Origin of the sequence: Luteolibacter flavescens (assembly GCF_025950085.1) — a bacterium.
Classification (GTDB): domain Bacteria; phylum Verrucomicrobiota; class Verrucomicrobiia; order Verrucomicrobiales; family Akkermansiaceae; genus Haloferula; species Haloferula flavescens.
In genome coordinates this window covers 237,976-260,589 of record NZ_JAPDDS010000005.1, presented here as the reverse complement: position 1 = coordinate 260,589, position 22,614 = coordinate 237,976, and the positions used below count along the sequence as shown (strand labels likewise).

At 66.3% G+C, this 22,614-nt stretch carries 14 protein-coding genes; 11 read left to right on the top strand and 3 right to left on the bottom strand.

Translation table 11 applies throughout. From position 1 onward, the window contains the following. Window positions 1-17: 17 nt before the first annotated feature. Entirely contained in the window at window positions 18-1,160 is a 1,143-nt protein-coding gene (locus tag OKA04_RS11030; protein ID WP_264501217.1) for a hypothetical protein, read from the bottom strand. An 84-nt stretch (window positions 1,161-1,244) separates the two neighbouring features. On the opposite strand from OKA04_RS11030, the gene OKA04_RS11025 reads away from it, so the two are divergent. Next, on the top strand, window positions 1,245-2,345 hold the full coding sequence (locus tag OKA04_RS11025; protein WP_264501216.1) for an aminopeptidase: 1,101 nt from the start codon (window positions 1,245-1,247) through the stop codon (window positions 2,343-2,345). A 245-nt stretch (window positions 2,346-2,590) separates the two neighbouring features. On the opposite strand, the gene OKA04_RS11020 is transcribed toward OKA04_RS11025, so the two are convergent. Further along, window positions 2,591-3,565 carry an ABC transporter permease gene (locus OKA04_RS11020; protein ID WP_264501215.1) on the bottom strand — a complete coding sequence of 325 codons (975 nt, stop codon included), beginning with the start codon at window positions 3,563-3,565 and terminating at the stop codon, window positions 2,591-2,593. 88 nt (window positions 3,566-3,653) lie between these two features. On the opposite strand from OKA04_RS11020, the gene OKA04_RS11015 reads away from it, so the two are divergent. Continuing rightward, on the top strand, window positions 3,654-3,923 hold the full coding sequence (locus OKA04_RS11015; protein WP_264501214.1) for a GlsB/YeaQ/YmgE family stress response membrane protein: 270 nt from the start codon (window positions 3,654-3,656) through the stop codon (window positions 3,921-3,923). 8 nt (window positions 3,924-3,931) lie between these two features. Here OKA04_RS11015 and OKA04_RS11010 read toward each other — a convergent pair whose 3' ends face one another. Beyond that, window positions 3,932-4,924 (bottom strand): type II secretion system F family protein, encoded by a 993-nt coding sequence (locus tag OKA04_RS11010; RefSeq protein ID WP_264501213.1) that lies wholly within the window; start codon window positions 4,922-4,924, stop codon window positions 3,932-3,934. A 189-nt stretch (window positions 4,925-5,113) separates the two neighbouring features. Here OKA04_RS11010 and OKA04_RS11005 point away from each other — a divergent pair, with 189 nt between their 5' ends. From OKA04_RS11005 to OKA04_RS10965, 9 genes are all read left to right on the top strand, one after another. Beyond that, complete coding sequence (locus OKA04_RS11005; protein WP_264501212.1) at window positions 5,114-6,289, top strand: glycosyltransferase family 4 protein; 1,176 nt, start codon at window positions 5,114-5,116, stop codon at window positions 6,287-6,289. Window positions 6,290-6,295: 6 nt separating this feature from the next. Further along, window positions 6,296-7,087 carry a PIG-L deacetylase family protein gene (locus OKA04_RS11000; protein ID WP_264501211.1) on the top strand — a complete coding sequence of 264 codons (792 nt, stop codon included), beginning with the start codon at window positions 6,296-6,298 and terminating at the stop codon, window positions 7,085-7,087. Between the two features lie 244 nt (window positions 7,088-7,331). After that, window positions 7,332-8,390: a hypothetical protein gene (locus OKA04_RS10995; protein ID WP_264501210.1), complete on the top strand. Its 1,059-nt coding sequence runs from the start codon at window positions 7,332-7,334 to the stop codon at window positions 8,388-8,390. Further along, window positions 8,378-11,863 (top strand): 3-keto-alpha-glucoside-1,2-lyase-like domain-containing protein, encoded by a 3,486-nt coding sequence (locus OKA04_RS10990; RefSeq protein WP_264501209.1) that lies wholly within the window; start codon window positions 8,378-8,380, stop codon window positions 11,861-11,863. Before OKA04_RS10995 ends, OKA04_RS10990 begins: the two co-directional genes overlap by 13 nt. 180 nt (window positions 11,864-12,043) lie before the next feature. Continuing rightward, window positions 12,044-16,552 (top strand): beta strand repeat-containing protein, encoded by a 4,509-nt coding sequence (locus OKA04_RS10985; RefSeq protein ID WP_264501208.1) that lies wholly within the window; start codon window positions 12,044-12,046, stop codon window positions 16,550-16,552. Between the two features lie 141 nt (window positions 16,553-16,693). After that, window positions 16,694-17,272, top strand: coding sequence for an ECF-type sigma factor (locus OKA04_RS10980; protein ID WP_264501207.1), 579 nt, complete (start codon window positions 16,694-16,696; stop codon window positions 17,270-17,272). Further along, window positions 17,269-19,524, top strand: a complete 2,256-nt coding sequence (locus OKA04_RS10975) for a serine/threonine protein kinase (RefSeq protein WP_264501206.1) — start codon at window positions 17,269-17,271, stop codon at window positions 19,522-19,524. The genes OKA04_RS10980 and OKA04_RS10975 overlap by 4 nt, the downstream gene beginning before the upstream one ends. 90 nt (window positions 19,525-19,614) lie before the next feature. After that, entirely contained in the window at window positions 19,615-20,148 is a 534-nt protein-coding gene (locus OKA04_RS10970) for an ECF-type sigma factor (RefSeq protein WP_264501205.1), read from the top strand. Window positions 20,149-20,300: 152 nt separating this feature from the next. Beyond that, window positions 20,301-22,424, top strand: coding sequence for a serine/threonine protein kinase (locus OKA04_RS10965; RefSeq protein ID WP_264501204.1), 2,124 nt, complete (start codon window positions 20,301-20,303; stop codon window positions 22,422-22,424). The last annotated feature ends 190 nt before the right edge of the window (window positions 22,425-22,614 follow it).

Here is a 22,614-nt window from a genome sequence, read left to right as displayed (position 1 = left end):
GAACTTTCAGCCGAGAGCTACTCGGCCAGCCGACGGCGGATGAGATCCATCTCCTCCGCTTCCTGGAACATCAGGCTCTTGCCGACACCGCCAAATAGCCGGAACACGCCGCCTGCGATAACGTACCCATCAGGGTCGTATTTCGCTTCTTGGGCCCTAACCACGTCTTCAAACCGATCCCAGGTCTCGCGGGACAGCGGTGGCGTCAGGACCGCATCGAGAGTCTCGCAATAGAAGAGTGAGTTAGCCGCGACCACCCGCTCGGGCGGATAGAAAAAACCGCGGAGTGATTTCACCGAGCCAGCGGGTTGCAGTTTGGCAAGAGGGGCGATCTCCTTCAGGAATATCCCACGCTCCACCCGCATCACCGTCGCCATTTGTCGCGGCAGGTCTCGCGTCGGCAACGCGGCGAGCAATCGCTTCCGCCCGTTTTCAGAGAAGGCATGGCGGGCCAGCCCGAGCTCGATGAGCCCCAGTGCCTGGGCCTCGGCACCCGCACCGATGATCGTGGAAATCAGGCTATTCTTTCCGGCGAAATGGCCGCCAAGCCGGAGGATCGACTCGATGGTCGCCACGGCCGCATCTTCCTTGCCCGAGGCAATGGCCGCGTCCGCCTGCAAGGCGAGCGCCTTGCTCACGGCACTCAGCCGCGTCCATGACCCTCCGGCCGACTCCATCGGACGCTCGAGATCGATGGGCACCGTGCAGCCGCTCCGGGCGATGGCATCGTGGATGCCCCTGAGATGCTCCCACTCCTTGCCTCCGAGATCCAGGACGCGGTCGATCTCGGCCACCTTGCCGTCGAACCACGAGGTCGCGTAGGCGGGGACCTCATAGTATTCCAGACCGGGCACGGCTTCCGGTTGCATGGAGGCCACCACCTTCGCCTCGGGTGATGTTTCCGACGAAAGGAATCCCACCATCCACGGGTGCTTCATCAGGTCGTCCGACTCCGCCACCGGGGCAGGCAGCCAGTTTGCGATGCCCAGGTCTTCCCCCGCAGCGGCGCTGGCCCTCTGGTACTCCTGCCAGCGTCCGACATCGCGCTGGACGCCATGGATGCGCAGACCGAAGGCCGCAAGCACCGCCACCACGGGCACGGTGCCGAGGACCCACCAGAAATTCCTGTTCACGCGTGGCACGCGTCGAGCATCGGGCAAGCGACTGAAAAACAAAGCTCCGAATCGCCCGGTCCCGCCACTTGGAACTTGGCACCCCGCGCTTTGCCACTTTCCTCTACTCGCATGCACGACGCCCGTATCGACCAGCTCGCCCGCCAACTTGTCCGCTACTCCACCTCGCTGAAAAAAGGGGAGAAGGTCCTCCTCGATCTCTACGACGTGCCGGACTCGATCGGCCTCGCGCTGATCCGCGAAGCGCGGGCAAAGGGCGCTCTGCCCTTCGTGAAGATCCAGAGCTCGCGCCTGACCCGCGAGATGCAAAAGGGCGCGGAAGACGAGCAGTACAAGGTCATGTCGAAGCACCTCCTCGCGGAGATGAAGGACATGGACGCCTACATCGCCGTGCGCGGCAGCCACAACATCGCCGAGAGCAGCGACGTCCCGGCGGCAAACATGAAGCTGGCCATGAAGCACCTGCGCCCGGTCATCGACCACCGCGTGAAGAAGACCAAGTGGTGCGTGCTGCGCTGGCCCACCCCGTCCATGGCCCAGCAGGCGGGCATGAGCACGGAGGCCTTCGAGGACTTCTACTTCGATGTCTGCCTCGTGGACTACAAGTCGCTGGTCCCCGCCGCGACCGCGCTGAAGAAGCTGATGGATGCCACCGACGAGGTGCACATCACCGGCCCGGGCACCGACCTGAAATTCTCCATCAAGGACATCCCGGCCATCGTCTGCGCCGGCACGCACAATATCCCGGACGGCGAAGTCTTCACCGCCCCGGTGAAGAACTCGGTGAACGGCGTGATCTCCTACAACGCACCGACGATCTACCAGGGCATCCCCTTCGACTCGATCGTACTGACCTTCGAGAACGGCAAGATCGTCAAGGCCGAGTCCCCCGGCAAGACGAAGGAGATCAACAAGATCCTCGATAGCGACGAGGGCGCGCGCTACATCGGCGAATTCGCACTGGGCTACAATGCCGCGATCAAGCACCCGATGCGCGACATCCTCTTCGACGAGAAGATCGGCGGCTCCTTCCACTTCACACCCGGCCAGGCCTACGAGGACGCCGACAATGGCAACCGCTCGCAGGTCCACTGGGACATGGTGAACATCCAGCGCAAGGACTACGGCGGCGGCGAGATCCGCTTCGACGGCAAGGTCATCCGCAAGGACGGCGTCTTCCTGCCGAAGTCGCTGGCAAAGCTGAACGGCTGAACCATCCTCTCTCCCGCCCGTGACAAGGGCGGAAATGAAACAGCCCGGGGCAAGCGAAACGCGACCCCGGGCTCTTTGTATCCGCATGAGGCGAGTCGACGTCCCGTCGACACAAATGTAGCGGAGCGACTGCGTCGCTCCGGCTGGGGGCGGGCCGCACGCACAATCAACGTGGCGATCTCCAGACAAAGCCCGCCCAACCGGAAGCGCGCAGCGCATCCGCTACGAAGCAAAATCCTCAATGCTCACCCCGCGGCACCCGGCATCGGGGGCGGCGAATTGGGGATGTTTGGCGCTGGTGGCTTCACCCAGGCGGGGGCCTTCGGCGTCGCATCCGCGTAGAGGCCGACGAGGCCCATGCCGATGAGGCCGACGAAGCCCGCCCAAAAGCCGGTCATCGCGGTGGCCATGCCGATGACGAATGGCGAGAAGACCAGCAGGCCGATGACCATGTAGCTCGGCTTCACCTCGTAGGCATGCACCACCAGCCGCAGCCGCGAGCGGGCGAGCGCCAGGCCGAGCAGCGTGAAGCAGACCACGACGCACACCGCATTGATGTGATAGAAGACACCGCAGCCCTCGCTTCGCCCGACATTTGCCGAGGCCACCAGCGGGATGCTGCCACCCGCCATCATCGAGCCCATGAAGAGCACGATCACGCCGATGCGCGCCAGCAGCCCCTTGAAGGACGATGCGCCGATCGCGCCCGCGCACATCATCGCCGAGAGACCGATGACCGACAACGAGCAGGCGATCTCGCGGACGAACTCGATCGCGCCCACATTGTAGCGGACTATGACGTAAGGCAGCAGCGAGATGAAGGTGAGGACGCACAGTCCCCAGAGCGTGAAGAATTTCCCGCGCACCACCTTCCAGCGGTTCAGCTTCGTCAGCAGCAGCAGCTCGTGATTCCCCTCCTCCAGCTCCTGCCCCATCAGCACCAGCCCGCCGAGCGGCATGATGATCGCGCAGACCACCGTCACGCCGATCCAGAAGGGCCCCGAGTTGAAAAGCATCACCACGTTCAGCATGCCGGTGTACTTCTCGTAGGAGTAGCCGCTGTCGCTCTGGAACTCGATGATGAGCGCGACGATGGCGAGGATCTGGATGCCGAGGAAAGGATAGACGAAGCTCGCGCGCCGCATGTTCTGGCGCAGCTCCTTCACGAACATCGCCCCGAAGCGGTCGGGCAGGTCATTGGCACTTTCCACGCTTCGCATGATCCTCACCGGAGCGCCGCGGGCAAGCCGGAGTTCTCACGGAATTTCGGGAGTGCATCTCCCGGCGAGATATGCTATCAGGCCGGACATGGGTGATCTCGTCGGATGGATCCTGCTGGGGCTCGTGGCCGGAGCCATCGCGCGAAAGGTCATCCCCGGCGAGGAAAAGGGCGGCTGCCTGCTCACCATCGTACTCGGCATCATCGGGGCCGTGGTCGGAGGGTGGATCGGGCGGAATGTCGGCTTCCTGCCCCCGGACCCGAATCCCGGCGACTGGCTGCCATCGCTCGGCTCCGTGGTCACCGCCACCGTCGGCGCGATGATCGTGCTGCTGCTATGGAAGTGGCTGCGGAAATGAGATGCCGCTCACTCCGCGGAATCCAGCTCCCGGATCGGATCGAGGACCGCGCCCGTGTAGGTGCTGATGATCGTCCAGGCGATGAAGATCAGCACGGCGAAATAGACGCCCTTCGAGATGAATCCGGCGGCCGCCTTCGTCCCCTTCGCCGCTTCCTCCTGATAGACCACGGTCCAGCGCGCGAGGTCACGGTCGAGGCTGCCGGACTCCTCCGCCGTGGCATAGGAGCGGGCAAATGCCGAGGGAAAGGCTCCGCAGGAAATCATCGTGGGCCCGAGGAAGCCGCCGCCCTCCAGCACCAGGCCGAGCCGCCTGCCGGCATCGCGGATGACGGCGCTGTGGGACGCCTCGCAGGCGGTCTCCACCGTCTCCCGCATCGAGAGTCCGGCGAGGAGGCTGGTGTGGTAAACTTTCGTGAAGCGCGCCATGGCCATCGCCCGTCGCGCGCCGCCGAGCACCGGGATGCGCCGCAGGAAGCGGTCCAGCCCCGTGCTCGTGGAGGCACCGCGCAGCATGGCCTTCACGCCGAGCCACAGCACGAAGACGGCTGCATAGACGGCGAGCAGGATGAGGACGAATTCCACCAGCATCTCCGGCAGCTCCTTTCCCGCCATCAGCCCGGGTGCCAGCACCCCGACGAAGATCCCCATGTGCAGGAGGAAGGCGGGATACACCATCGCCGCGATCGCCTCGCGCCGGGCCAACGCCAGCATGCCGAAGTAGTCCGCGAGGTGCTGGAAGGCCGGGGCCATGCGCCCGCCGCGCTCGCCCGCGCCGATCAGGCTGCGCTCCAGAGACGTGACCACGCCCGGGCCGAATGCCTCGGTGATCGATTTCCCCGCTTCCAAGTCCACCTCCATCCGCCGCAGCAGGTCCGCTTGGAGCGGCGGCAGCCGCGTATCCAGCATCGCCCGACCCGCCTCCCGGATGCCGAATCCGGCCTCAAGGAGCTTCGCGATCTCGGTGTAGAAAAGGTGCTTCTGGGCGGCGGAAAACGGCATCGGTTTCATCCGACGCTGGCAGGCCCCGCGGACCATGGGAAGCAGGGAAACACCGCGCCGCGCAGGCTGCACGGTCGGAAAAAAATTCGACAAGGCCCGCCCCCGTCTCTTGCATCCCCCCGCATGAAACGGATTTTCCCGCCGGCAGCCACGGGGCCGCCTGCCAAAACCGACCTCTGAAACGGACCGATGGCCTCCCCCCTCCAGCCAGAAATCCTCATCGCCCATCCATGGATGGGCCGCGGCGGCTCCGAAGCCACCGCCATGTGGACGCTGCACGCCCTGCAGCACCGCGCACGCGTCACCTTCACCACCGCCTCGCCGGTCGATTGGGACGATCTGAATGCCGTCTATGGCACCAGCGTCGATCCCGCGAAGATCAAGCTGCTGCCCGCCCCGCGACTGCCGGGCGTGAACTCGGGGACGAAGGTCGCCTACTGGCAGCGCGCGTGGTTCGAGCGCTTCTGCCGCACGCAGGGCAGGGAATTCGACGCCTGCATCAGCGCCTACAATCCCATCCACTTCGACCACCGGGCGATCCAGCTCATCGGCGACTTCAGCTTCGATGAAAAATGCCGGCTCGCCCTCTACCCGACGGCGCAGGGCCAGGCGCACCACCGGCCATCGCTGGTCCGGAAGATCTACCTCACCATCGGCGAGTATCTCGCCCGCCGACACTACGAGCCGGTCCTCACGCCCGCCGACATGATCGTGGCCAACTCGAAGTGGACCGCCGCCCGATTGCGCGAGCACTTCCCTCTGGAACACGTCCCGGTGCTCTACCCTCCCTCGCTGCTCGCGAAGCCGCAGGAGGGCACGCGCGAGCCGCTGGGATTCGTGGCGATGAACCGCATCACGCCGGAAAAGGAGATCGATACCCTGATCACCATCCTCGACCGGGTGCGGGCAGCCGGTCGTCCCGTGACGCTGGATCTGGTCGGCAGGATCGGCGAGGACGCCTACTCGCGCCGCATCCAGGCCATGGTGGACGAGCGCAGGGAGTGGGTGCGCACCCCGGGCTTCCTCGACGCGCGGGAAAAGCTGGCGCTCTTTTCCTCACGCTCCTTTGCGATCCACACGTCGCGGGTCGAGGCCTTCGGCATCGCGGTCGCGGAGATGGCGGCGGCGGGCCTGATCCCCTTCGTCCCGGCGGGAGGTGGCACGCGGGAGATCGCGGGCCACGAGCAGCTCATCTACGCGGACCCGGACGATGCCGCGGCGAAGATCCTGGCCGTGATGGACCAGCCGGACTCCCACTCCCTGCTGCGCCGCTCGCTGCGCGACAATGTGGAGCGCTTTGCCCCGGAGCCCTTCTCCGTGCGGCTGGTGGAGATCGTGCAGGATTTCCTCGGCCGCCCGATCTGAGCCGCCATGTGGAGCAAGCTTTCCCAGCGACTCACCGATCCGCTCTTTTACCGGAAGCGCTGGCTGCAGCTCATCCGTCCGCTGCGTCCGCCACGCGCGCCGAGGCCGGTGGCGCTGGAGGATCTGCTGGAGAAAGGCGGACCTGTCCTCACGGTCTTCGCCCATCCGGACGACGAGCTCTTCGCCTCCTGCCTGCTGTGCGAGCTCTGCGCACGTGGCATCCCCGTCCACCTCGCCTGCCTGACCCGCGGGGAAGGCGGCATCACCGGCGGGATGAGCCGCGAGGAACTGGGCCGCATCCGCGAGGCCGAGCTGCGAGCATCCGCGGCGGCACTCGGTGTGAGCTCGGTCGCATTCCTCGGTCATGTCGATCCACTGGGGCTTTCCCACCGCACCTTCGCCCCCGATGTCTCCGTGGAGAAGTTGGCGGGGCAATTGGGTGAGCTGTTAGAAAAGCATCGTCCGGCCTTCATCGTCACCCACGGCAGCGGCGGCGAATACTGGCATCCCGCGCACCTGCTCGTACGGAGCGCCGTGCTGCGCGCCTCGGCGGGGCGGCACGATATCCTCACCATCCACGCCTGGCAGCACGGCCACGCGCTCCCGGGAATGCTGAACCGCGACGACCCGGCGGATCTGACGGTCGATGGCACGCCGCATCGCGGGCAACGGCTTGCCGCCTTCCGCGCGCATGTCTCGCAGCTCGATTACTTCGCGGGGCACGGCGGATCTCTGGAAGGCTACATCGATCTGAGCGTGAAGGAGGCATTCCGCCACCTGCGGCCCGGGAAGCGCTGAGGGTTCCCCGGAAAATATCGGAGTGCCGAAAAACTTTGTCGGGTTTCCCCGCGGGAACGCGCATGTCGGAATGGAGAACGACCCGCCCAGCCGCCCTCAACCCAAGCAGAACCTTTTCCGGGAATAGGCCAGGAATGTGGGTTCGTTCCTGACCTCTAGGGTCCCTGAGAAAAGCCGGGGGGCTCCGCGTCCGCGCGGGACCCTCCGGCTCCACTCGTCCCCGGCCCCCAAGCCCGCAACCCAGATGATCCATCCGTCGAAATCCCCTCTCCCCAGGAGGCTCGTTCTTCACGCCCTGACGCTCCTCGCAGCCCTGCTGCCGCTGGAGGGACGCGCGGAGGCCCCGGTGCGCGGGCGCGATCCCTGGGCCTTCCGGCTGACGCTGGAGAACAAGACGCGCATGCTCGTCGCCGCACTCCGCCCGGACCTCTGGGTGGCCTACAATCCGGCGAATGGCACGCTGCACAAGGTGTGGGGCGGCGGCATCCAATTCCGCGGCAAGGTCTATGACTTCGGCCAGCAAAACTCGGTCACCACGGGCACGACCTACCACCTTCAAAAAAACGCCTTCCTGCTGTCCGCCACCAATGAAGCCGTCCTCCCTGCGGGCTGGACGGCCACCGGCATCACGCCCGGCACGACGTGGACTTTCTCGGCGAATACCGGCACCTCTTTCGTCTCGCCCGCGGTGGACCTGCGCCAGCACGACCAGGTCATCCTCGCCTACCAGACTCCCGGCGGGAACAACCGCCTGCTGGTGGACGTGTCGAGCGACAATGGCGTGACCTGGACCGCCCAGCAGTGGATGTCCGTGGACGGCGCGGCGGCGGACGGACACCAGAAGCTCATCGAGGTGAGCGGCCCGGCGGTGAAGGTCCGCTTCCGCCGCAATGCGACGGGCAGCACCGCGACGCTGGCGGACGTGACGATGATCGGCGACTACCGCGCCTGGACCGTGCAGTCCGGCGGCAATGCGGTGGCGGCGAAGGTGGACTGGCGCGGCTATCGCCTGATCGACCGCACCGCGGGCATCGCGATCCGCTACGACGTCGTTTTGCCAAATGGCTCGCGGATCGGCGTGGAGGAGAGCCCCGAGGCGATGGCGGGCGTGAAGCTCCAGCGGAAATTCACCATCACCGGCATGCCCGCCGGCACCCGGCTCTCCCTCGAGCTCGATGGCACCGGCCATCAGGCCAGCCACACGCTGACCGGTGCCGCGGCACTGCGGACCGCGGGTGGCGCGACCTTCCTCGATTTCACCGCCAGTGGCGATGCCACCCTTGAGACCACATGGACGCCTTGATCCGATTCGGCGCGATCGCCACCTGCAGCATCGCCCTTGCCTCGATGGTCACCGCCCAGACCCCGGCGATGAAGCCGGGCGTGACGGTGTGGCTCTATGAGACCGGCGAGGAAATGCGCGAGCTGCCGGTGCTGGTGGACGGCCAGACGCCATCAATCTCGGCGGACTTTTCCACCGTGGACTTCGCAGGCCCGTGGGAAAGCACCTACGGCACGCCGCTGGCCGAGCACTACGTCGGCCACGCGTGGGGGCGCATGGCGATCACCACCGGCGGCACCTATGAATTCCGCCTCACCAGCGACGATGGGGCGAAGTGGTTCCTCGGCGACGAGGCCGCCCTAGCCATCGACAATGACAAGCCCGGCACGAACACGACGTCCGCGACGCTGAACCTGCTGCCCGGCACGCTACGCTACTACATCGACTTCTATCAGAATGCCGGCGGCTCCCGCCTGCTGCTGGAGTGGAAGCCGCCGGGCGCCACCGCATTCACCACCGTGCCCGCGGGCGTGCTGATGACGGAGGACGGCCAGACGCACGTCACCTCGCCGGGGAAGAAGAACTACTACTATCAGGACGGCGAGGGCGGCACCGCGGGCGGGCCGGGCGACGGGCGTCCGCTGGTCGGCGTGCATCCGAGCTTCGACCTCGTGAATTTCCGCCCCGCGGGATTCCGCCCGGCGGTGGGCGGCATGGACTTCCTGCCGGACGGACGCCTCGCGGTGTCCACGTGGGATGCGACGGGCGCGGTGTATCTGCTAGACCACCTCGACAATCCCGCCGGGGTCACCGTGCATCGCTTCGCGGAAGGACTCGGCGAACCGCTCGGGCTGAAGGTCATCGATGGCGTGATCCACGTGACGCAGAAGCAGGAAGTCACGAAGCTGATCGACCACGACGGCGATGACGTGGCGGACGAATACCAGGCCGTCGCGCACGGCTGGCCCGCTTCATTCAACTACCACGAATTCACCTTCAACCTGGTGAAGAAGGACGGCTTCCTGTGGGTGACAACCTCGGTGCCGCTGCGGAATGGCAGCACGGCCTACCTGCCCGGCTCGAAGCCCGCCTTCCCCGTGCCGGACGGGCCGGGATCGCTACTGAAGATCGATCCCGCCACGCGCACCTGGCAGGCGGTGGCGAGCGGGCTGCGCACGCCGAATGGCATGGGTCTCGGCCCGGACGGCGAGCTCTTCGCCGGCGACAACCAGGGCGACTGGCTGCCGTCCTCGCGCATCAACCACCTCAAGCCCGGGAACTACTATGGACATCGTGAAAGCCCGGACGACGCGCGCGCCTACACGCGTCCGGCGCTGTGGCTGCCCCATGGTGAGATCTCGAATTCCCCGGCCGAGCCGACCTTGATCCCGAGCGGCATCTATGCCGGGCAGATGATCTTCGCCGAGCTGACCCACGGCGGCGCGAACCGCGTCTTCATGGAAAAGGTCCGCGGCGAGTACCAGGGTGCCGTCTTCCAATTCACCCAGGGACTGGAGTCCGGCATGAACCGCCTCGTCTGGGGGCCGGATGGCTCGCTCTACATCGGCGGCCTCGGTGCCGGGGGGAACTGGAACTGGAAGAACACCACCTCCGGCCTGCAGCGCCTGCGCCCGAATGGCAAGGTGACCTTCGAGATGAAGAGCGTCCGCGCCCGTGCGGACGGGTTGCTCGTCGAGTTCACCCAGCCGGTGCCCTACAACGTCGCGGCGCGGACGGGCAACTACGTGCTGCAGCAGTACCGCTACATCCCGACGTCCACCTACGGCGGGCCGAAGAGCGACGTGGAACCGCTGACCGCGACGCGCGTCGATGTCTCGCAGGATCGTCGCAAGGTCTTCGTGAAGATCCCGGGCCTGAAGGAAGACCGCGTGGTCGCCCTGAAGCTGAAGGATTTCATGAACGACGCCTACGTCGCGCCCTGGGCGACCGAGGCATGGTACACGATGAACCTGCTCCCGGCCTCGATGGGACCGGACTTCGTGCCGATGGCCCCGCCCGCGGAGCCGATCGCGCCGGTGCCTCCCTCGGACGCGGCGAAGTATGAGGCGGAGACCGCCACGCGCGTCGGGCCTACCTCCAGCACGGAGCATGCGGGCTTCACCGGCACGGGCTATGCCGACTATGGTAACACCATCGGCGAGACGATCACGTGGAGCATCCCGGCGACGCAGGCGGGGCCGCACTGGATCTCCTTCCGCTATGCGAATGGTGCCACCTCCGCGCGCCCGCTTTCGCTGACGGTGAATGGCACGGTGGTGAACACCGGCATCCCCTTCGGCCCTTCCGGTGCATGGCCCACCTGGATCTACACGGAAGGCGTGAGCGTGAATCTGGTGGAGGGCATGAATACCATCCGCCTGACGAGCACCCTCGCCACCGGGCCGAACGTGGACCACATGTATGTCTGCGGCCCGCCGACCCCGCCACCGCCGGGTGCCGTGGTTCTTTTCGACGGGACCGCCGCCTCGCTGGCGAACCACTGGAAGCGCGACGCGAACGGTGCCGCACCCACGTGGCCCGTCTCCGCGGGCGCGATGGCCGTGGCGCTGAATCCGACGCCGAATGACATCTCGACCATCACCGGCTTCCGTGATTTCCAGCTTCACCTCGAGTGGCTGTCACCTCCGGGTGGCGCGGGCCAAGAGGCGGGGAACTCCGGCGTGAAGCTCCAGCGCAGCTACGAGCTCCAGATCCTGAATACCCCCGCGAGCCAGGCACCGCAGCACGACTCCGCCGGGGCGATCTACCTGCAAAAGCCGGTCGCCGTGAATGCCAGCCTCGGAGCCGGGGTGTGGCAGGCTTATGACATCGACTTCACCGCCGCACGCTGGGATGGCACCACGAAGATCTCGGACGCCCGCGTGACGGTGCGCTGGAATGGCATGCTGGTGCATGACAATGTCGTGATCCCCGGACCCACCGGCGCATCCGTGGCGGAGAGCCCGGGTCTCCATCCCATCCTCCTGCAGGCACACACCAGCGGCGCGAGCGGGCCGGTGCGCTTCCGCAATGTCTGGGTGGTGCCGAAGGTGACGCCGCAGGAGCAATGGCAGTCGTGGCTCGACTCGACCGGCCTGCAGGGCGCCGACCGCGGCCCGGATGCCGATCCCGACGGCGACGGCATGAAAAACCTTTGGGAATACGCCACCGGCGGAAATCCGAAGTCCGGAGACCTCCACGTATCCGGCGAACCGCGGACTCCTCAGATGGCCGTGAAGGATGAGGCGGACGACCGTTATCTGGAATTCACCTTCGTGCGGCGCTCCGATTCCCTGGATCGCGGGCTGGATTTCGTCATCGAGATCTCCCCGACGATGGCCGCGAATTCCTGGACCACGCGGCCGTGGAGCCTGGCCGGGCCACCGGTCGCGATCGGCGACGGCAGCCTCGAAAAGGTCACGCTGCGGGTGGACGAGTCCGTGGCGGGCAGCACGCAGATGTTTGCCCGCCTGCGCGCTGTCCTGCGGGATTGAGCCACTGATTGAAACGGCGGGGTCCCGCCTGTGGCGGATTCGTGACCGGCGGATCGGGAGAAAAATGCCCGATGGGTGGCGGACGTGGCGGACGGCGCACGCATGCCTTGGGAGAGCCCGGAAGATCGTGCCCTTGCGATGCCGGTGCTTTCCCCAAAGCAACCCCACGACCCCAACCCAATGAAATCCAAGTTTCATCTACGTCCACTGGACCTGATCGTCGTCCTCTCCGGCATGACGGCAGCCACAAGTTCCGCCGCCGACCTGTATTGGGACGCGAACGGGGCGACCGCCGGCACCGGTGCCGGTGGCGTCTGGAATACCGCATCCGTCTGGCGTCAGGGCTCGGTGAGCGGTGCGCTGGGGAACTGGACCGACGGGAGCACCGCCGTCTTCGGCGGCACGGCCGGGGTCGTGACACTGACCGCGCCGGTGACCGTGGATCGCCTGAACTTCACCACCACCGGCTACACGGTGGGGGCGGTGTCCGACACCACCCGCACGATCGCCTTCGGCGGCAGCTACGCCGCGAACAACCCCGCCATCGATGCCGCGACCGTGGCAAATGCGACGGTGGCCGCGAAGCTCACCGGCACGGTGACTGGCGGCCTCTTCGTGAGGAGCAACAGCGACGTGGCCCTCGCCGCATCCGGCCAGGTCGCCCTGCGCGGCGAGACGAATGACTTCACCGGCAACATCAACGTGGTGCAGGGGAATCTCGCCCTGTCCGGGGTGAATGGCGTTTACGGCAATGCCGCGAACCAGGTGGTGCTCAACGGCGGCGGACTCTCACTGAACCTCGCCGCAGCAAGCGCGACCGACAATCTCACCTTCTCGCGCGCGATCGTCGTCGGAGGCAACGGCGGCAACGTCGCGACGAATGCCACCAGCGGCACGGCCACCGCCACCTTCTCCGGAGCGGTCAGCGGCAGCAGTTTCTTCAACCGCTACAGCGGCCCCGGCGCAGGCACCGTGAATCTGGCGCTGACCGGGGACTGGTCCGGCTTCACCGGCCTCTTCGAGAACAAGAGCGGGGCCACCAGCGTCCAGACGGCCACCGCGACCGGCCTGCGCTGGCAGGTGAATGCGGGCACGCTCACCTTCAGCTCGCCGGACTTCCTCTTCGGAGGGAACCCCGCCTTGTGGACGAAAGAGCGCCTCACCCTCGCCAGCGGCTCGACCCTGGCGCTGAACGCCGGCGGCACCGGAGGCTTCAGCGGAGCCCAGGTGGACGGGCTGATCAACAGCCTCACAACCGATATCAATGGCAACGGCCTGCTCGCCGGATCCGGAGTCTCGGTGAATGTCGCCAGCGGCAGCGAGATCACCCTCAGCCCGAACAACAGCACTGGCACCGGGGGCGGCGCAGTGACGCTCCGCATCTCCGGCAGCGGCAAGGTCAACCTGCAGGACGCGACGAATACCGGCAGCTTCGTCGGTACGGGCGGCCTGGTCACCCTGTCCGGCGCATCCACCGTCATGGGTGGCAGCGCGGGAGCCACCACCACTTGGGAAAACTCGGTGCTCCGCCAGAGCGCAGGCACCATCAGGGTGGTGGATGCAAACAACGCCGCCGCGGCCACGGGTGTCTCCACCTTCGTCCTCGGGAACAGCGGCTACGCGGGCTACGAGTTGTCCGGCGGCAAGCTGCAGGTCACGAACCCATGGCGTCTCAGCCCGCGCAATGCCTCCATCGTGCAGACCGGCGGTGAGATGGAATTCAACTTCGACGGGGGCGGGGCCGCGATCGCCGACAGCCGCCAATTCTACCTCGGCTCCGCGAGCTTCCGCGCGGTGCTGCATGCCACGGGAGGAACGGCCCGCTTCAATACCACCAACGTGCTCGACACCCGCCCCGCGATGGCGGTGAGCGACACCCCGCTCGCCGCGGGCTCCGAGCTCACGCTGGATGGCAACGCCGACTGGGCATTCAACGGTGCCGGCGGCTACATCGGCATCACCCGGAATGCCGGGAAGATCGGCCACCTCAACCTGAACGGCAACTCGCTCCTCACCACCCGCCGCATCATCAAGGGCGCGGGCGCACAGGGTCGCCTGAACTTCAACGGCGGCACGGTGCGCGCCACCGCGGCCGAAACGAACTTCCTCTCCGGCCTCGATTCCCTCCGCATCTACTCCGGCGGTGCCCACATCGACACGAACGGCCACGCCATCACCATCGGCCAGGAGATCTCGCAAGCGAGCGGCGACACCATCACCTCCATCCCGGTCACGGCGGCAGGCAGCGGCTACCTCGGCGCACCCATCGTGAGCATCAGCGGCGGTGGCGGCAATGGCGCGACAGCCGTGGCGAACTACAATCCGGCCACCGGCACCGTGACCAGCGTGACCGTCACCTCGCCGGGCAGCGGCTTCACCAGCGCACCGACCGTGGCCATCGCGGGCGGCGGCGGCACCGGGGCCACGCTGGGGGCCGCGGTCCTCGCACCGGCGGCGGCACCGGGGGACTTCATCAAGTCCGGCGCAGGCATGCTCACGCTCAGCGGCAGCTCGTCGGAATTCTCCGGCAAGACGATCGTCCAGACGGGCGGGATGAACCTCACCGGCTATCTGCCGAACAGCCCGATCACGGTCAAGGACGGTGCTTCCTTCGAGTCCTCGCCCTACCAACTCGTGAAGTCGATCACTCTGGAAAACGGAGCGAACCTGAAGCTCCCGCTCTACACCGCGGGCGATCACATCACCGTCAGCGAGGGCATCAACCTCAGCGGAGGCACGGCGACCATCACGCCCACCTTCACCGGTCCGCTGCATCCCGGCCAATACGTCCTCGCCCAGAGCTCCGTCTCCGGCCCGGGCGCGATCCAACTGGACTTCAATGCAGGCGGCCCGGTCCGCATGAACTCCTCGCTCTCGACGAATTCCGGACTCATCACGCTCAACATCGTCTCGGTGGGCAGCAATCTCGTGTGGACGAATGCCAGCGGGGATGGTGCCTGGAATTCCAATACCTCCAGCAACTTCCTCAACGGTGCCACCGCGGACAAGTTCCTGGGCTATGACAGCGTCACCTTCGGCCCCACCTCGCCCGCAGGAAACATCGAGCTGACCGGCACCCTCGCCCCCACCGCGGTCACGGTGAATTCATCCTCCGACTTCACCTTCCAGGGTAGCGGATCGATCACCGGCCCGGCCACGCTGACGAAGCAGGGCACCGGCACGCTGACGATCGCGAATGCCAACACCTACACCGGCTCGACCTATGTCACCGCAGGACGCCTGAACGTGAATGGATCGCTCGGCGGCACGGATGTGACCATCGATCCCGGCGCTACCCTCGGCGGCACCGGCACCATCGGCGGCATGGTCACCATCGCCGGTACCGTGGCCCCGGGAAATCCCGTCGGCACGCTGACCCTGGGAGAGACCTGGCTCCAGGGCACCTACGAGTGCGAGATCGATGGCGCGCAGGCCGACAAGCTCGTCGTGAACGGCAATCTCGACCTGACCAATTCCACTCTAGTGATCACGGAGCGCAGCGCTCCCACGGCACCGTCCTACGTCATCGCCACCTGCACCGGCACGATCATCGGTTCCTTCCCGAGCGTCCCGGCAGGCTGGGTGCTCGACACGAGCAATCCGCGGCAGGTGATCCTGTGGCGTGAGTCGGCCCTCGTGACGCTTCCCGACGTGATCAACTTCAGCGAGGCGGAAGGCTACATGCTCGGAAACATCGCGACCACTGCCAACGTGGCGAACAGCCCCTTCACGGGCCAGCAGGGATGGTCGCAGTCCTTGTCGGACGCCCTGGGCAGCGTCTTCGCACCTCCATCGAGCGGCCAGTACTACGGCGGCCATGGCAATGCGGTGAGAGCAGGCACTTCAGGCACCTACATCGGCGGCAAGAAGGGCATCGTCCTGCCGACGGGCACGAACACGATCAGCTTCGACGGCTACACCGGCGGAGCGCTCAGCGTGGGCTTCTTCTCCGATCCGAATGGCAACGAGCTCCTCGACTCCGGCGACTTCGGCATGCAGTTCGGCTTCAGCGGCCAATACATCATGCACCGGAATGCGAAGGGCGGCACCACCTTCACGAACGGGGTCGCCCCCACCGTGGACTGGCACCGCTTCACGATCACCATCGGTGACTCGATCGGAGGAAGCCGCTACATCACCATGACCGTCTACAATCTGGGCACCGGCACCTGGCTCGACCTCAATGGCGAGGCACCCGGACATGAGTGGACCTTCACGGCGACCGACGCGAACTTCGGCGCGGCCCCGCACGAGGCACTGGGCGGCTTCTTCCGCGTGTCCCTCTCCGCCGCGGTGGACAACCTGAAATTCACCTCCGGCACTCCTGCGCCGGTCAGCGGATTCGCAAGCTGGGCCACGGCCAATGGCGTGACCGGCGACATGAATGCCGACTCCGACCACGACGGCGTGCCGAATGGCATCGAGTACTTCATGGGCACCACCGGCACGGGCTTCACCGCCCTGCCCGCGCTGGATGGCAACCGCACGATCACCTGGGCGAAGGGCGCGGCCTACGCCGGCACCTATGGTGAGAATGCGGACTACGTCATCCAGACTTCCGGCGACCTGTCCACCTGGACCCCGGTCCCTGTCGGAAACGTCACGATCACCGGCACCGGCGTGTCCTTCACCCTGCCTGCGGGCAGCGGCAAGGCCTTCGTCCGCCTGAAAGTGATGGGACCGCAATGACATGGCTCGGGTGGGAGCACGCTGCTCCCACCCACATCTATCCTCATGACCCACCGGCCCATGCCGATGACACACGCCTTTTCGGGTTGTCCCTGTCCGTCCCGTTTGAGATGGGATTGGACCGAAACCCCGATTGGACGCTTGAACGCTGATCACCCCGACAACGACGACGTCTGGAAGGCCAGCCAGCAGGATCGGCTGGTGCCGGTGGTCTATGAGGAGCTGCGGCGCATGGCCGCGATCAAGATGAAGAACGAGCGCCAAGGGCACACGCTGCAGCCCACGGCGCTGGTCCACGAGGCCTGGCTGCGCCTTCGCGGCACCGGGGACGGCGGCTGGGAAAACCGCGCGCACTTCATGGGAGCAGCGGCACAGGCGATGCGCCGCATCCTCGTGGAGAATGCCCGGCGGAAATCCGCCACCAAGCGTCAGCAACCGGTCCGCCTGCCCGGACTCCCGGATTTCAACGACGGCTCCGTCTCCGGCCCGGAGGACCACGTGCTGGTCATCCATGAGAGCCTGCGCGTGCTGGAGCGCGAGGACGCGGACTCCGCGAACCTGGTGATCCTGAAGTTTTTCAGCGGACTGGAGAGCCTGGAGATCGCCCGCATGACGGGCACCAGCGTCCGCTCCGTGGAGCGCCGCTGGACGATGGCGAAGGCACGCCTCTACCAGATCATCCGCGAGGGCGAGTACGAGCAAACCGGCGGGCTGACATGACTGCCCCTCCCGCCAAACGCCACTCCGCGGAGATCGAGGGCGCGGTGCTGGATGCCGCGCTCGGCTTCGACGATCCGGTGGCACGGGAAGATTTCCTGGAGCACTGGTTCCGGGACAATCCGGAAGGCCTCGCGAAATTCCGCAGGCTGCTGGAGGCATCCGAGCAATCGGCGACATTTTTCCTCGAGGCCCGCGAGTCCCGGACGCAGGTGGTGCGGGACGTGATCGATGGCATGCCCGCCGACTCCGGCGAGGAAGGCACGCGCGCGAATGCCCCGCTTCCCAACCTGGAAGGACCGGGCACGCCCGTCGGTCCTTACTGCCTCATCGCACGCATCGGCGAGGGCGGATGCGGGGTGGTTTACGAGGCGGAGCAGACGGTACCTTTCCGCCGCCAGGTGGCGCTGAAGATCATCCGCCTGGGCATGGACACCGAGTCGGTGATCGCGCGCTTCAAGATGGAGCGCCAGGCGCTCGCGATGATGGAGCACCGGAACATCGCCGCCGTATTCGACGCCGGAGCCACGGCGGACGGTCGTCCATACTTCGTGATGGAGCTGGTGAAGGGCCGCCGCATCACCGAGCACTGCGATGCCCGCAAGCTCACGCCTCGCGAAAGGCTCGCCCTTTTCATCGAGGTCTGCGGGGCGATCCAGCACGCGCACCTGAAGGGTCTGATCCATCGCGACATCAAGCCGTCGAACATCCTCGTCAGCTCCACCGCCGCGGGAGACACGCCGAAGGTCATCGACTTCGGCATCGCGAAGGCGACCACCGGCCGGCCGCTCGGCGCCACCGCCTTCACCGGGCACGACCAGCTCCTCGGCACCCCGGCCTACATGAGCCCGGAGCAGGTGGACCTGCGCGGCACGGACATCGACTCGCGCTGCGATGTGTACAGCCTCGGGGTGCTGCTTTACGAGTTGCTCACCGGCCGCACGCCCTTCGATGGCGAGGAGCTGGCGAACTGCGGCATCCTGCAGCTCCAGCGCATCCTGCTGGAGCAGGAGCCGCCCCGTCCCTCGCGGGCGCTCACCATGGCGGCGGACAGCCTGCCGGGCATCGCCGCGGACCGCTCGATGGACCCCGCGAGGCTGGTCGATTTCGTCACCGGCGACCTCGACGCCATCGTGATGAAGGCGATGGAAAAGGACCGCACCCGCCGCTACCAGACGGTGAACAGCCTGGAGGCGGACGTGCAGCGCTTCCTCGCGAACCAGCCGGTGGAGGCGAGCAAGCCGGGGCATCTCTACACCTTCCGGAAATTCGTGCGGCGGAACCGCGTCGCCTGCCTCTCGGGCGCTGCCGTGGCCATCTCGCTGGTCGCGGGACTCGCCGTCTCGACCTGGCTTTACGTCCGGGAGAGCCGGGCTATCGCCGAGCGCTCGCGGCTGGTGAAGGAGGCGGAAGCGCACGAGGCGGAGAAGCTGATCTTCCGCAAGCAGGCGATGGAGCGCGAGATCTTCTCCCGGCTCACCTTCCTGATCAACGAGGGCCGCGAGGCCGAAGCGGAGGAAATGCTCCGCGACAATCCGGTGGAGAACATCGAGTCGCGGCGCGAGGGCGTGACCATCTTCCGCGCGCTGGCCCACTGGAGCGGCCAGAAGCAGCAGCCGGAGCAGACGCTCGCCTACTTCCGCCAGCTCGACCAGGCGAACCGGAACAGCGATCCCGTGAACGTGATCGAGGGCCGCGACCTGATGCCGCTCGCGCCGCTGGTGCTGACCATCGAGGGAGACGATGCCTACGAGCACCTTCGCAGCCGGGTGCTGATGAATTACCTGCCGGTCCAGAGCACCCGCAGCGCCCATCAGGTGCTGAAGATGTGTCTGCTCACCCCGGCGGACCCGTCCATGCTGGAGACGCTGGGCGACGTGGCGAAGGTCTGCGAATCCCATGTCCCCGGGCCGAACGGCATCCGCCCGAATGCCGACTGGGAGGCCTTTTCCATGGCCCTCTACCACCTGCGAATGCAGGACCACGAGCAATCGCTGGAGTGGCGGAACCGCTTCGCCGCCCTGCCAAAGGTCTCCCGCGTCTGCGCGACCGCCGCCCGCGCCGTCGCGGCCATGGCTTCCTACCACCTCGGGAAACACGAGCAGGCACGGATCGAACTCGCCCGGGCGAAGGTCGATTCCGACAACTCCGCCATCCCCGCGGACTACAAGAACACGTGGTGGGACTGGATCATCGCCCGCATCTTGGTCCACGAGGCGGAGGCGCTGATGGGACCCATCGAGGCGGAGGATTGACCCCTCCGGACCCGGGCATTCGTAAATCCTGCCACACCAACCCTTTAAATCAGGGGTTGAAGAGCGGATTTGTATGACTAATTTCCCCGCATGGACGGGGTTGAGGAATTCTCCCACTACTCGGAGGACGACGTGCGTCGCCTCTACCCGATCCTGCGTGCCATGGCGGGAGAGCGGATGGCCTTCGAGCGGCCGGGCAATACCCTGCAGCCGACGGCCCTCGCCCACGAGGCCTGGCTGCGCATGCGCTCCAGCGGCGACCAGAGCTGGAAGAATACCGCGCACTTCTTCACCGCGGCCGCGGAGACGATGCGCCGCATCCTCATCGACAGGGCGCGCCGCCGGAAGCGCCCGAAGCACGCCGGAGATCTGGAACGCGTGCCCCTCACCGATGCGGAAAACGAGGTGGAGAACGAGGACGAGCCGATGCTCCAGGTGAACGCCGCGCTGGAGAAGCTGAAGAAGGTGAATCCGCCCCGCGCCCAGGTCGTGCTGCTGAAATTCTTCGGCGGGCTGACAAACCAGGAGGTCGCCGAGGAGATGGGAGTGACCGAGCGTACCGTCGAGCGCTATTGGGCGTATTCGAAAACCTGGCTCTACCGCGAAATCCGCGGTCAGCGCTGATTTTTGTCGGTTCTGCCGCTCGAATGACGCCTTCTTAAGAAACGCTTGAAGCCAAGGATTCAGCGGCAGGGAGAGTCATGAGGGAGACGATAGATCCAATGGAGGACGAGACGGATTCGCTAGCCATCGAAAACGCGATTTTCGAGTCGGCCATGCAAATCCCCGACGCCGTGCAGCGTCGCGAATTCCTCGAGCGGACCTTCCACGGCGACCCGCAGGGACGGGAGAGCATGGAGGAGCTGCTGGACCTGGCAGGCACCTCGTCGGCCTTCTTCCTGGAGGGTCGCATGCGGACCGCGGAGCTGGCGCAGGAGATCATCGACGAGCTGCCGGAGGATCAACTGCCGCCCCCGGAAGAGCCCGCGACCGGCATCGAGCAGGAAGGCGACTCGATCGGCCGCTACACCCTGCTCCGGAAGATCGGCGAGGGCGGCGGCGGCGAGATCTTCGAGGCCGTACAGGACGGCATGGTGCGCACCGTCGCGCTGAAGATCATCCGTAGCGGCATGGACACGGAGTCCGTGGTATCGCGCTTCGAGGCGGAGCGACAGACGCTGGAGATCATGGAGCACCCGAATATCGCGCGGGTGCTGGATGCGGGGCGGACTGTGCACGGCAGGCCCTACTTCGTGATGGAACTGGTGCGCGGGCCGCGGATCACCACCTTCTGCGAGACCGAGCGGCTGGACATCCCCGCGCGCATCGAGCTCTTCCTGAAAGTCTGCCAGGCGATCCAGCACGCCCACCAGAAGGGCGTGGTCCACCGCGACATCAAGCCGGCAAACATCCTCGTCGAGAACGTGGACGGGACCCATGTGCCGAAGGTGATCGACTTCGGCATCGCGAAGGCGCTGCAAGGCCCGCTGCACGGGCGGGGCGGGATGACGCAGATGGGGCAATTCATCGGCACCCCCGCCTACATGAGCCCGGAGCAGATCGACATGGGCGGCATGGACATCGACACGCGAGCCGACCTCTACAGCCTCGGCGCGCTGCTCTACGAACTGCTCGCGGGGCGTCCCCCTTTCGACACGGAGAAGCTGCTGGAAATGGGCATGACCGAGATGCGCCGCGTGCTCATCGAGGACAATCCTCCCCTGCCCTCCGAGGTCGCGCGGACCCCTGCCGAAGAAGGGAAAGGCAACACCCTGCCCGGCCCGGGCGAAAAGTGGGCGAATGCGCTGCGCGGGGATCTCGACTGGGTCGTCTTCAAGGCGATGGAGAAGGAGCGGAACCGCCGCTACCAGACGGCGAACAGCCTGGCCATGGACCTGCGCCGGTACCTGCGGAACGAGCCGGTGAGCGCACGCAAGCCGAGCCGCGGCTACTACATGCGGAAATTCTTCCAGCGGAACCGCGCCGCGTGCCTGCTGGGCGCGGCCATGCTGATCTCGCTGGTGGTGGGCTTCGGCACCACCACGGCGCTCTATTTCCGTGAAAAGGAGGCCCTGTCCGAGCAAGCCCGCCTGAAGCAGCAGGCGCAGGCACGGGCAAACGTCTCGCGCGCGGCCATCCTGCTCAGCGAGGGGAATACCGCCGGGGCGGACCGCCTGCTGCGGCAGGACTCGCTGGAGTCGATCGAGGCTTCGCCGGAGGCCGCCGAGGTCTTCCGCTCGCTCGGCCGGTGGAATGCGGTCTTTGGCCGGTGGGATCAGGCTGCGGCGTGCTTCCGCATGATGAACGAGGCGAACCGCCTGGGCGATCCCATCCGCATCCTCGAAGGGACCGACCTCCTGATGACCGCCCCGTCCTACCTCGAGGCGGGCGACCGGAAGGCCTATCTGGAATTCCGCGACGAGATGCTGGAGCGCCACCTGCCGACGAGGAATGCGCTACAGGCCGAGCACCTGCTGAAAGTCTGCCTGCTGATCCCGGCGGAGCCCGCCGTGCTGAAGCGCCTGGATGCCGCCGCGCAGATGTGCCGGGACCACAAGCCGGGCAAACCAGGCATCCCGGAATGGAACGCTCTCTCACTCTCCATCTACCACTTCCGAAAGGGCGATTACCAGCAGGCGATCAAAGACGCGGACAAGTGCATCAGCTACAAGGACGCCGCCGGCAGCCGTGCCGCCGCCGCCCGCTGCCTGATCGCGATGTCCCGCCACAAGCTCGGCGATGCCAAGGAGGCGCGCAGCAACATGGAGAAGGTGCGGGCGGAGCTGGCGAGGGTGGAATCGCTCATTGATGAGGCTGGTTTCCCGCCCATCGGCACCTGGTTCTCCTGGGCCATGGTCCGCATCCTGGAGCGCGAAGCCGCTGCAATGACGGGCATTTGAAACAGGCAGTATGACAGATTTTTCACGGGAAAGGTAAAATTTCCTGTCGGGTTGGGACCGGGCGAATCGCCTCTTGGACCGTGGGGCACCCCCGGTGGGATCTGATGATCGCCGGGCCTCTTGGCCCCACGGAACCCCAACCCGTTGAACCCAAGTGACCCATCCGACTCCTACCGTGTCGGGGCTGATC